Origin of the sequence: Streptococcus sp. UBA632, assembly GCF_002300045.1 — a bacterium.
In the GTDB taxonomy this organism is placed as follows: Bacteria; Bacillota; Bacilli; order Lactobacillales; family Streptococcaceae; genus Streptococcus; species Streptococcus alactolyticus.
Genome location: NZ_DBPA01000010.1, coordinates 15,842 through 27,221, shown reverse-complemented (window position 1 = coordinate 27,221; position 11,380 = coordinate 15,842). Strand labels below are relative to the sequence as shown.

The 11,380-nt window shown below is 41.8% G+C and carries 10 protein-coding genes; 8 read left to right on the top strand and 2 right to left on the bottom strand.

Going from position 1 to position 11,380, the window contains the following annotated elements; translation table 11 throughout:
• Positions 1 to 93: 93 nt before the first annotated feature.
• Positions 94 to 2,265, bottom strand: coding sequence for an LTA synthase family protein (locus B3473_RS01155; protein ID WP_167829304.1), 2,172 nt, complete (start codon positions 2,263 to 2,265; stop codon positions 94 to 96).
• Positions 2,266 to 2,400: 135 nt separating this feature from the next.
• Between B3473_RS01155 and B3473_RS01150 the strand changes: the two genes are divergently transcribed.
• The 8 genes from B3473_RS01150 (at position 2,401) to B3473_RS01115 (ending at position 9,862) form a co-directional block, all read left to right on the top strand.
• Positions 2,401 to 3,564, top strand: coding sequence for a class I SAM-dependent rRNA methyltransferase (locus B3473_RS01150; protein ID WP_154455139.1), 1,164 nt, complete (start codon positions 2,401 to 2,403; stop codon positions 3,562 to 3,564).
• A complete protein-coding gene (gene aroD / locus B3473_RS01145; RefSeq protein ID WP_269725498.1) occupies positions 3,561 to 4,238 on the top strand; it encodes a type I 3-dehydroquinate dehydratase in 678 nt (225 codons plus the stop codon). Before B3473_RS01150 ends, aroD begins: the two co-directional genes overlap by 4 nt.
• Positions 4,228 to 5,097 (top strand): shikimate dehydrogenase, encoded by an 870-nt coding sequence (locus B3473_RS01140; RefSeq protein WP_154455137.1) that lies wholly within the window; start codon positions 4,228 to 4,230, stop codon positions 5,095 to 5,097. Before aroD ends, B3473_RS01140 begins: the two co-directional genes overlap by 11 nt.
• A 22-nt stretch (positions 5,098 to 5,119) precedes the next feature.
• Positions 5,120 to 6,184: a 3-dehydroquinate synthase gene (aroB, locus tag B3473_RS01135; RefSeq protein ID WP_168260610.1), complete on the top strand. Its 1,065-nt coding sequence runs from the start codon at positions 5,120 to 5,122 to the stop codon at positions 6,182 to 6,184.
• A gap of 1 nt (position 6,185) precedes the next feature.
• Positions 6,186 to 7,352 carry a chorismate synthase gene (gene aroC / locus B3473_RS01130; RefSeq protein ID WP_154455135.1) on the top strand — a complete coding sequence of 389 codons (1,167 nt, stop codon included), beginning with the start codon at positions 6,186 to 6,188 and terminating at the stop codon, positions 7,350 to 7,352.
• 41 nt (positions 7,353 to 7,393) lie between these two features.
• On the top strand, positions 7,394 to 8,500 hold the full coding sequence (locus tag B3473_RS01125) for a prephenate dehydrogenase (RefSeq protein WP_154455134.1): 1,107 nt from the start codon (positions 7,394 to 7,396) through the stop codon (positions 8,498 to 8,500).
• 11 nt (positions 8,501 to 8,511) lie between these two features.
• Complete coding sequence (locus tag B3473_RS01120; protein ID WP_235280813.1) at positions 8,512 to 8,850, top strand: YlbF/YmcA family competence regulator; 339 nt, start codon at positions 8,512 to 8,514, stop codon at positions 8,848 to 8,850.
• Between the two features lie 94 nt (positions 8,851 to 8,944).
• A complete protein-coding gene (locus B3473_RS01115; protein WP_235280814.1) occupies positions 8,945 to 9,862 on the top strand; it encodes an L-lactate dehydrogenase in 918 nt (305 codons plus the stop codon).
• Positions 9,863 to 9,901: 39 nt separating this feature from the next.
• Here the strand turns inward: B3473_RS01115 and B3473_RS01110 are convergent, their stop codons facing one another.
• On the bottom strand, positions 9,902 to 11,146 hold the full coding sequence (locus tag B3473_RS01110; RefSeq protein WP_154455131.1) for a bifunctional folylpolyglutamate synthase/dihydrofolate synthase: 1,245 nt from the start codon (positions 11,144 to 11,146) through the stop codon (positions 9,902 to 9,904).
• Positions 11,147 to 11,380: the final 234 nt, after the last annotated feature.

Genomic DNA, 11,380 nt, shown 5'->3' with positions numbered 1-11,380 from the left:
CTACTAATCTTAGTATGTTTTTGCTATTTTTTGGAATATAAGAATAAAAAAGCTCTTACTCCTAAATAGGAGTAAGAGCTTTTTGGTGTGGTATCATTCTGATGACGAGGCTTCTGTTGATGATGATTCAGAACTTGTTGTGCTAGTTGAGCTTTCGTGAAGTTGCATGTAGCTAGGTGCTTTGAACAAGTCTGCTGTTGATTTGTTGCCGTTTTGGCTATATAGACTGGTTGAATCGTCGCCCAGTTTTTTCTCAATAGCTTTCAAATCTTTAAGCGAATGTGTATATGAAATTGATGACGCATCAACTGTTTTAAGACCAGTGTCTTTATCAAAACGTAACAGGTCACCTGTTTGAATCTCGTCGCTGATAGCTAATTGCTCAGCTGCCGCATCACGAATTTTCTTCGTGGCTTCGACGGTATTTTCATCAGGGTTAGTGATTTCTTCGCCAGTTGCGGTGTAATAAAGGTGTCCACCGTAGCTAGTATAGGTTGGTGTGATGTAGTAACCAGATGTTCTAAGAGCAACGATTTGATTGTTCTCAGGTGAGAGCAAATCTTGTCCAAGTTCAACAAAGTGGCTGGTATCAACACCAAGCAAGTGAAGAAGTGTTGGTAAAGCATCAACTTCACCGCCATAAGTATCACTAATGAAACCATCAGTATAACCAGGAATATGAATCATGAACGGAACACGTTGCAACATGGCATTGTCGTATTCGGTCCACGTTTCTGAATCCTTGCCAAGCAATGGTGCTAAGCTTGGATTACGTGAATTAGAGATACCGTAGTGGTCTCCGTAAAGAACAACGATAGTATTATCATATAAACCAGATGCTTTTAAGTAATTGAAGAAGGCTTCAACAGAAGCATCAAGGTAGTTGGCAGTGGCGAAGTAGCCGTTAATGGTTTCGTCATCGGTTTTAGCGAGTGGGAAACCTTCTTCGTCAGATTCGCCATTTAAGCTAGTATAAGGATAATGGTTACTTACGGTAATGAATTTCGTATAGAATGGTTGTTGCATATGCTCAAGGTATTTGATTGAGTCTGCAAACATATACTTATCATTTAGACCGTATTGGAAGGAGTTTTTATCGGTTTGTTCTTGGAAATAAGAAGAATCAAAGAAATAATTGTAACCCCATTGTTTATAAGCGTTGTTACGATTCCAGAAAGAACCGACGTTTCCGTGGAATACGGCGCTGGTGTATCCGCCAGTTTGTGCCAAGATAGATGGAGCGGCATAAGCGGTATTGTCACCACCGTAGTTAACCATGTAAGAACCGCTGCTCAGTCCAAAGAGTGAGGTTTCCATCAACGTTTCGGCATCGGATGTTTTACCAGCCTTAACTTGGTTAAAGAAATTAGCAAATGAAATGGTTGATTTTGAATGGTAAAGCGAGTTTAAAAATGGTGTGACTTCGTAGGATTGCCCATCAACATCTAACTTGTAGTCAATCAGAAATTGTTGGAAACTTTCCAAATGCAGCACGATAACATTCTTGCCTTTGGCGATACCAAAGTATTTAGGATCGGGAGCGGCGTAATGCTCTTTGACATAATCTTCTACCTTGACCAAATCATCAGCAGTAGCTTCTCTTCGTTCTTTTTCAGCACGGTAGGTTTGATTGGCACTATAAACGGTGAACGATGGCAAACCTAAGGCTCGAACGACATAAACGTTTGAAAAACCACGTGTGAGCAACTCAGGACGGTCAATTTCTGCCATAAAGAGGTTAATTGAAAAGAGCAACCCTGAAAGTGCTGTAATCGCAAAACTTGCTCTCTTGTTAAATGGACGCGGGTCCATGCTGATTTTCTTCGTCGCAAAAAGCGTAATAAGAATAATATAATCTAGAATATAAACAATATCCCAGACACGCAGTAAGTTAATAGCAGAATCCCCTAGACCAGCCGACACCTTGCTACTTGCTAGCATGGCACTGACGGTAATAAAGTCAGAGAATTCACGGAAATAAATGACATTAGAAATGAGTAGGATATTTAAAATCGTGTAAGTAATCCAACTCACAATATAAAAGGTTCGGGTTCGTTTGATATAAAGGCTTAACCCTAATAAGAACAAACCAAATGGGATGGGATTTAAAATGGATAGGATAACTTGATAGAAATTTCCTAAATCAAGGGTAAAATCAATATGATAAGCCCACATGGTTTTTAGCCAATAAAGCAATAAAAGTGTTAAAATGAATCCCAAACGTGTACTCAACACGTGTGAGATAACCTGTTTCAATTTTTTCACTGTAGGAACTTCCTTTTTTTATTTTTCCTAAAGACAAAATCTCAGTTAAGATTATAACATAAATTTATTTTAGGGAGCCAGAAGAAATGCAAAAAATAGTAGGAAAACGCACAAAATTTTGATATAATAAGCTTTATGAATAAACTATATGTAGGCTCTTCTACAGAAAAAAAAATAAAACGTGGGGTTCAGCTTTTAGATGATAAAGATTGTTATCAGGCTAAAGGCGATGACCAGTTGGTGGGGCTTTATAATCAATCGCACCAGTTTTTAGGGACAGCTTATCTTTCTCGACAAAATAAGGGGCGTGGTTGGTTCTTGAGCCCTAAAAAAGTAACACTAACGGAAGCTTATTTTTTTAATCTGTTTCGAATAGCCAAAGAACGGCGTCAACCGTTTGAAAATTCTGATTTTACGACATCTTATCGGCTATTTAACCAAGATGGAGATAATTTTGGTGGTATAACGGTTGACCGTTATGCTGATTTTGCTGTATTCTCATGGTACAATCCCTTTGTTTACCAACACCGTGACACGATTGTGAAGGCTTTTCAACAAGCTTATCCTGAAATCAAGGGCGGTTATGAGAAAATTCGATTCAAAGGGTTGAATTATGAATCAGCTCACCTTTACGGCCAAGAAGCACCAAGCCATTTTACTATTTTGGAAAATGGGGTTAAGTACAGTGTTTTCATGAATGACGGTTTGATGACAGGTATCTTTTTGGACCAACATGATGTTCGCAATGCCTTGATTAACGAGCTGGGTTTGGGAAAACGTGTCTTAAATATGTTTTCTTACACAGCAGCTTTTTCCGTTGCGGCAGCCATGGGTGGTGCTGTTGAAACCACGTCTGTGGATTTGGCCAAACGTTCTCGTGAACTCTCAAAAGCGCATTTTGAGAGCAATGGATTGGATTTAGCAGCTCACCATTTTGTGGTCATGGATGTTTTTGAGTATTTCAAATACGCTAAACGTAAGCACTTGACCTTTGATGTTATTGTTATCGACCCACCAAGTTTTGCCCGTAATAAAAAGCACACTTTTTCGGTCGCTAAAGATTATCATCGACTTATTAGTCAAGCTTTAGACATTCTAGCAGATGACGGCATCATTATTGCCTCTACCAATGCGTCAAATGTCTCAGTAGCACAGTTCAAAAAGCAATTGGAAAAGGGCTTTGCTTCTGTTAAGCATGACTACCTCCGCTTACAACAATTGCCAAGTGATTTCACAGTCAACGAGGCAGACGCTGTTAGCAATTATTTGAAAGTATTTACAATAAGGGTTAAAAAATGAAAATAGTAGTACCTATAATGCCTAAAAGTTTAGAAGAGGCCCAGAATATTGACGCTTCAAAATTTGAAGGAGCTGATATTATCGAATGGCGTGCGGATGTTTTGAAAAAAGACGACATTATGACCGTTGCCCCAGCTATCTTTGAAACCTTTGCAGGCAGAGAAATTCTTTTTACGATTCGTACCGATAAAGAAGGCGGTCAGATGCAAATATCTGATGAGGATTATGTTGCCTTGTTAAAAGACATCAATGCCATTTATCATCCAGATTACATTGACTTTGAGTATTTCTCACATAAAGCAGCTTTTCAGGAAATGTTAGAGTTTTCAAATCTGGTTTTGTCTTACCATAATTTTGAAGAAACACCTGAAAATCTTATGGCTTCGTTTTCTGAGTTGACAGCTTTGGCACCGCGCGTGGTTAAGATTGCCGTGATGCCAAACAGTGAACAAGATGTTTTGGATTTGATGAATTACACTCGTGGGTTTAAAACCTTAAACCCAGAGCAAGAGTATGCCACCATGTCAATGGGCAAACTCGGCCGTTCGTCACGTCTTGCGGTGGATGTTTTTGGGTCATCTTGGTCTTTTGCTTGCCTAGACCAAGTTAGCGCACCAGGACAAATCGCCTTACAAGATTTGCGACATATCAGGGAGGTACTTAATGAAAATTGATGGACACACGCGGTTAGCAGCGGTGGTTGCAACTCCAATTAAGCACTCTATTTCACCATTTATCCATAATTATGCCTTTGATAAGACAGGTGTCAATGGGGTGTATGTGGCTTGGGATATTCCAGAAGCAGACCTCAAAGTAACCTTGGAAAATGTCAAACGCTACGATATGTTTGGTGTCAATATTTCCATGCCCTACAAACAAAAAGTCATTCCTTACATGGATGAATTGACAGACTCGGCACAATTGATTGGTGCGGTTAATACGGTTATTCATCGTGACGGCAAATTGATTGGGCACAACACTGATGGCATTGGCTTCTTTAGAAGTTTAGCGACTTTTGCTGATTTTGATGTCAAAGATAAGACCATGACCATCCTTGGAGGTGGCGGAGCAGCAACGGCGCTTATTGCACAAGCCGCACTTAATGGCGCTCGTCACATTAACATTTTCAACCAAACAGCTTTTTTAGAAGCAACACGTCAAAAAGCACAAGAATTAGCAGATAAAACGGGCGTATCTATTGACGTTTACCCTGTTGAGGATGTTTCTTTGATTCAAGAGAAGGTTTTGGCATCGCAATTATTTGTGAACGCGACAAGCGTGGGAATGGACGGCATATCAATGCTTATCGCAGAAGATTTCACCTTCCCAGAAGGTATTCTGGTAGCAGATACCATTTACCAACCTTTTGAAACGCCATTTTTAGCCTTGGCACGCCGTCAAGGATTAACAGCGTTAAATGGTTTGGGTATGCTTTTGTTCCAAGCAGCTGAAGCCTTTGAATGTTGGACGAGAGAAACCATGCCAACTGCTGAAATTTGGTCAGCGCTTGAAGAAAAATACAATACAAAATAAGAATAACAGGTAGGTGACGCGTATGAAACTAAATGTTAATCTTCCAACCCCTTACGATATTGTGATTGAAAAGGGTGCCCTAGCAAAAGCGGGTGATTGGGTGGCGACATTGTGGCAACCACAAAAAATTGCTATTATCACGGACAATCGTGTGGGCAGTTTATATGCTGAAACAGTTAAATTAAGCCTTGAAAATGCTGGTTTTGAAGCTATTGTCTTTGATTTTTTAGAAGGTGAAGCGTCTAAAAATCTTAAGACAGTCAATAAGGCTTATGAATTTCTTGTTAAACACGAGATGACTCGCAGTGATGGCATCGTTGCTCTAGGTGGCGGTGTTGTTGGTGATTTGGCTGGTTTTGTCGCGTCAACTTATATGCGTGGAATTCATTTCTTGCAAATACCAACGAGTTTGACAGCTCAAGTGGATTCATCTATTGGTGGCAAGACAGGCGTCAACACATCTTTTGCGAAAAATATGGTCGGGACATTCACCCAACCTGATGGGGTTTTAATTGATCCTGAAACTCTCCAAACCCTCGGAAAACGTGAACTTATCGAAGGTATGGGAGAGGTTATCAAGTACGGATTGATTGATGATGTGGAACTTTGGGAAGAACTGTCTGCAATGGATGGTTCGCCTGAGAGCATTTTGGCCCATGCTGAAAGCATTATCTACCGTTCTTGTAATGTGAAACGCAAGGTTGTTGTTGAGGATGAGTTAGATAATGGTGTCCGCCTTTACCTTAATTTTGGTCATACCATTGGTCATGCGATTGAAGCAACCGCTGGTTATGGCAAAGTCATGCACGGTGAAGCAGTCGCGATTGGTATGGTGCAAATCTCTCGTGTGGCTGAGAAAAAAGGCTTGATGCCACAAGGCATTACCCAAGCTATTGAGAACATGTGCCAAAAATTTGGCTTGCCAACGGATTACCAACCTTGGCAGGTTGATGAGCTTTATAATGCTTTAAAACATGACAAGAAAGCTCGCGGACACATGATTAAGACAGTCATTGTTCCTGAATTGGGGCGTGCAGCCATCAATCAGATACCACTTGAAGAGATGAAAGCGTATTTGGAGAAATAAAATGAGATATTTAACAGCTGGTGAATCACACGGACCGCGTTTAACGGCTATTATCGAGGGGGTTCCTGCGGGGCTTCCTTTGACGGCTGAGGATATAAACGGCGATTTGAAACGTCGCCAAGGTGGCTACGGTCGTGGCGGACGCATGAAAATCGAATCGGATAAAGTGGAAATCACTTCTGGTGTGCGTCACGGAAAAACAACTGGCGCGCCAATCACCCTTCATGTCATCAATAAAGACCACCAAAAATGGTTAGACATTATGGCGGTTGAAGATATCGAGGATAGGCTCAAAACCAAACGCAAAATCACGCACCCACGTCCAGGGCACGCTGACCTTGTTGGAGGCATGAAATATCGTTTTGATGATTTGCGTAATTCCTTGGAACGTTCGTCAGCGCGTGAAACCACGATGCGTGTTGCTGTTGGAGCGGTTGCTAAGCGTATTTTGGCAGAATTGGATATCGAGATTGCTAATCACGTGGTTGTTTTTGGCGGAAAAGAAATTGACGTTCCAGAAGGTTTGACCGTCGCTCAAATCAAGGAGTTGGCTAGCCAATCTGAAGTGTCTATTGTCAATCAAGAACGTGAGCAAGAAATCAAGGATTACATTGACCAGATCAAAAAAGATGGAGATACCATTGGTGGTATCGTGGAAACGGTTGTTGGTGGTGTTCCTGTCGGGCTTGGTTCTTATGTTCAGTGGGACAAAAAACTCGATGCGAAAATCGCAGCTGCCGTGGTATCCATCAATGCCTTCAAGGGTGTTGAGTTTGGGCTAGGTTTCAAGGACGGCTATCTCAAAGGTAGTCAAGTAATGGATGAAATCCTTTGGAATGAAGAAGAAGGCTACACACGTCGCACCAACAATCTTGGCGGATTTGAAGGTGGGATGTCCAATGGGCAACCCATTGTTGTACGTGGTGTCATGAAACCTATTCCAACGCTTTACAAGCCACTGATGTCAGTGGATATTGAAACGCACGAGCCATACAAGGCAACGGTTGAGCGTTCAGATCCAACAGCTCTACCTGCGGCAGGTGTTGTCATGGAGGCTGTTGTAGCAACCGTTATTGCTGATGAAATTTTAGATAAATTCTCGTCAGATAATTTGGAAGAACTAAAAGATGCGGTTGCTAGACACCGTGATTATGTCAAACATTTCTAAAAAACACAGAGATAGCTTGTGTGATGGGGGAAAAATCAAGGATGGAAAATAAAATCATTTCGATTATCGGTCTAGGCTTGATTGGCGGATCAATCGCCTTGGGCATTAAGCGTGCCCACCCTGATTACCAGGTCATTGGCTATGATACGTCAGAAAAATCACGCACCATTGCAATGGAACGTGGGATTGTCGATGATTTAGTGACAGACTTGAAAGATTTAGCTCCTATCAGTGATATCATTATCATAGCGGCACCAATAAAACCCACGATTGACATCCTGAAACAATTGGATGATTTGGATTTGAAGGATCAGGTCATTATTACAGATACAGGTTCAACCAAATCTGAGATTGTCGCTGTGGGGGAGTCCGTCTTCGCTAATCGTTCCATTCGTTTTGTGGGTGGGCATCCTATGGCAGGTTCACACAAATCAGGCCCCTTGGCAGCTGATGTGACCTTGTTTGAAAATGCCTATTACATTTTGACGCCGTCTGTCTTAACCTCAGAAGGAACGATAGAAGAAATCCAAGACCTTTTGACAGGGCTTAATGCACGATTTATAAGGATTGATGCGGACGAGCATGACCGTGTGACCAGCCAAATCTCCCATTTTCCCCATATTTTGGCAGCTAGTCTGATGGAACAGGCTGGGGATTATGCTCTTGAACACGAGATGACCAATCAATTTGCGGCAGGTGGTTTTCGTGACATGACGCGAATTTCAGAAAGTGACCCGTCCATGTGGACCAGCGTGCTTTTGAGCAATAAAACAGCCATTCTAGAACGCATTACGGATTTTCAAGACCGTTTGGACGCGGTTGCCAAATTGATTGTTCAAAGTGATGACCAAGCTATTTGGGATTATTTTTACCATGCGCGTGACACACGTCAACAGATGACCATTCACAAGCGTGGTGGCGTGGAAAGTAGTTTTGATATTTTTGTCGATATTCCTGACAAGGAAGACGTGATTTTGGATATTCTTGAATTGCTTCGAGGTATTTCGCTGGTGAATATCCATATTAACGAGAAAAACCGCGAGGATATCAATGGTATTTTGCAAATCTCTTTCAAAAATAGGAAAGATTTAGAACGTGCCAAGCAAGCAATTAGCGAACACACAGATTATAATGTTTATATTAATTAAGGAGAAGATTAATGGCAAATGTTTATGATTTAGCAAATGAATTGGAACGTGGTATTCGTGCCCTTCCTGAGTACAAAAAATCTGAAGAAAGTCGTGCGGCTATCGAGGCTGACCCAGTAGCTAAAGACTTGTTCAAGGAATTTACAGATTTCCAACAAGGCCTTTATGCTAAAATCCAATCTGGGCAAATGCCAACAGGTGATGAGCAAACCAAAATGCAAGAACTCGGTGCCAAAATTGAGGGTAATCCTGTTTTGAAAGATTACCTTGATGCCCAACAAGCCTTGTCTGTTTATGTAGCAGATATTGAAAAGATTGTTTTTGGTCCTTTGCAAGATTTAGTGAAATAAAAAAAAGAAACCTGACATGAGTTGTTAGGTTTCTTTCGTATTTTTTAGCTGAAAGGGCTATAATGTGGAGTAATATCACAAGGAGGTAGGTTTTATGTCGCGTAAGGTTGGAATTATTGGAATGGGACATGTCGGTTCAACGGTTGCTCACGGTTTGATTGCTCAAGGAGCATTTGATGACTATGTTTTGATTGATACAAATGAGAAAAAGGTGACGGCCGATGCTGTGGATTTCCGCGATGCAGCAGCCAATCTCAATCAGCACGCCAATATCGTGGTTAATGACTATGCGGCTTTAGCGGATGCAGATGTGGTGATTTCAGCCTTGGGAAATATTGCTTTGCAGGACAATCCAAATGCAGATCGCTTTGCAGAATTGCCATTTACAGCTAAAGAAGTGCCACAAGTAGCGAAACGCCTCAAAGAAGTTGGCTTTAACGGCGTGATTATCGCCATTTCAAATCCTGTTGATGTGGTCACAAGTCTATACCAACACTATTCAGGACTACCTAAGGAACGTGTCATTGGGACGGGAACCTTGTTGGATACGGCGCGAATGAAACGTGCGGTGGCCGAACGTTTTGGTGTTGATGCTCGTAGTGTTTATGGTTATAATTTGGGAGAGCACGGCAATTCTCAATTTACGGCATGGAGTCAAGTCCGAGTGAAAGGGCAACCTATTGCAAGCTTCACTGACAGGGAAACTTTGGACGAGATTGCTCACGAAGCCATGATTGGTGGACACACTGTCTTTTATGGCAAAAAATACACCAGCTATGGCATTGCCAGCGCAGCCATTCGTTTGGCGCTTGCGGTTGTTTCAGATAGTCACGAAGAATTGCCGGTTTCTAATTATTATGAACCGCTTGACACCTACCTCAGCTACCCTGCCATTGTCGGCCGTGTTGGTATTATTGAGCAAATCAGCCTAAGCTTGCCAGCAGAAGAAGAGGAAAAATTAGCTTATTCAGCTGATTTCATTAAACGTAAATTTGCAGAAAGTTTGCAGTAAAAAAGCATCTCCCACCTAGCAATCAGGTGGGAGATTTTCCTATGCTTGCAATAAGTGATTTCTAACCTCGGAGATGAAGTAGAGGGAACCTGTCACTACAAATAAGTCCTCAGGATTGTCATTAACCTGTGACAGCCAGTCTTTGTAATGGGAAACCTTGGTGTATGACGCTGGGTAATCCTCCAAGGCCTGTGCTTGATAAAAATCAAACGTGGTCACGGCTACATCAAAGTCAGCCAATTCTTCCAGCAAATGTGCCAAAGGTTTACGGCGCAAGCCTGCAAATAAGATGTGTATAGTTTTATCGGCAAATTCCGTTTTGAGCAAGTCAACTAATTTCGCAATGGAATCTTCGTTGTGGGCGCCATCTAGCATGAGATTAGGACCTAGCCATTCACACCGACCAGCCCAAATAGTCTGTTCTAGCCCTTCTCTAATTGTTTTTAGCGAAATGGCAGAAAAGGACGGTTGCAACAATAGGGCGGTCATGGCTGCCAAAGAAGCATTGCTTTGTTGGTGCTTGCCAAGCATTTTGAGTTGAATAGATGACAAATTATCCTTTGGACTCTTGAAATCAAAAGCTCTGCCATTTGAAACGATTGAAAAATCATGTCCCAGAGCATAAATAGGGGAATGGGTCTGCTTTGCTTTTTCCTTGAAAACTTGTTCAACAGGCTCTGCCATTTTCCCAAAAATAAAGGGAACCCCTGTTTTTAGCACCTCAGCCTTGTGACTCGCAATCTCAGTCAGAGTATTTCCTAGCGTTTCTTGGTGGTCAAAGCTAATCGACGGGCAAATGACAGCTAGCGCCTTGAAAACATTGGTCGAGTCATAAGTGCCTCCAATGCCAGCTTCAATAACAGCGATATCCACGTTAGCCATGTTTGCAAAATAGTAAAACATCAAGGTGGTTACCAACTCAAATTCAGTCACTCTGCCAACTTTATGTTGAAAATCAGGACTATCCACAATCGGTCGAATGACTTTGGCAACGGCCACCAAAGCTTGGTCATTGATAGCTTTTCCATCAATAGCAATGCGTTCATTGAAGCGCGTGATAAATGGGGATGTGAAGGTTCCTGTGTGGTAGCCAGAAGCCGTTAAAATGTGTTGCAAAAAGCTAGTTGTTGAACCTTTGCCATTTGTTCCAACAACATGGATAGCAGGAAAGGTGTCTTGTGGGTTATCCAGCAGAGTAAGTAAATAGCGCATTCGTTCAAGGCTAGGACGGCGCCCATTTGCCTTGAACGAATGAATCCAATCAAGTGTTTGTGTATAGTTCATAGGTATTTTTAGCGATTGAAAAATGGAATAATTGCTTATTCCATTGGTATGATGTTACGAAGTGAGATTAGTTTCCAGTCGTTGTGTCGGCATTACTGCTTGCAGTAGTGTTGCTAGAAGCTGGGGTTGAGCTAGATGGTGTGCTCGTGCTTTGTTGTGTATCAGCAGCACTAGAACTTGCGGTGTTATCTGTATTTGAACTGTAGCTACTGTTAGTGTTTCCATTAGTAGTGG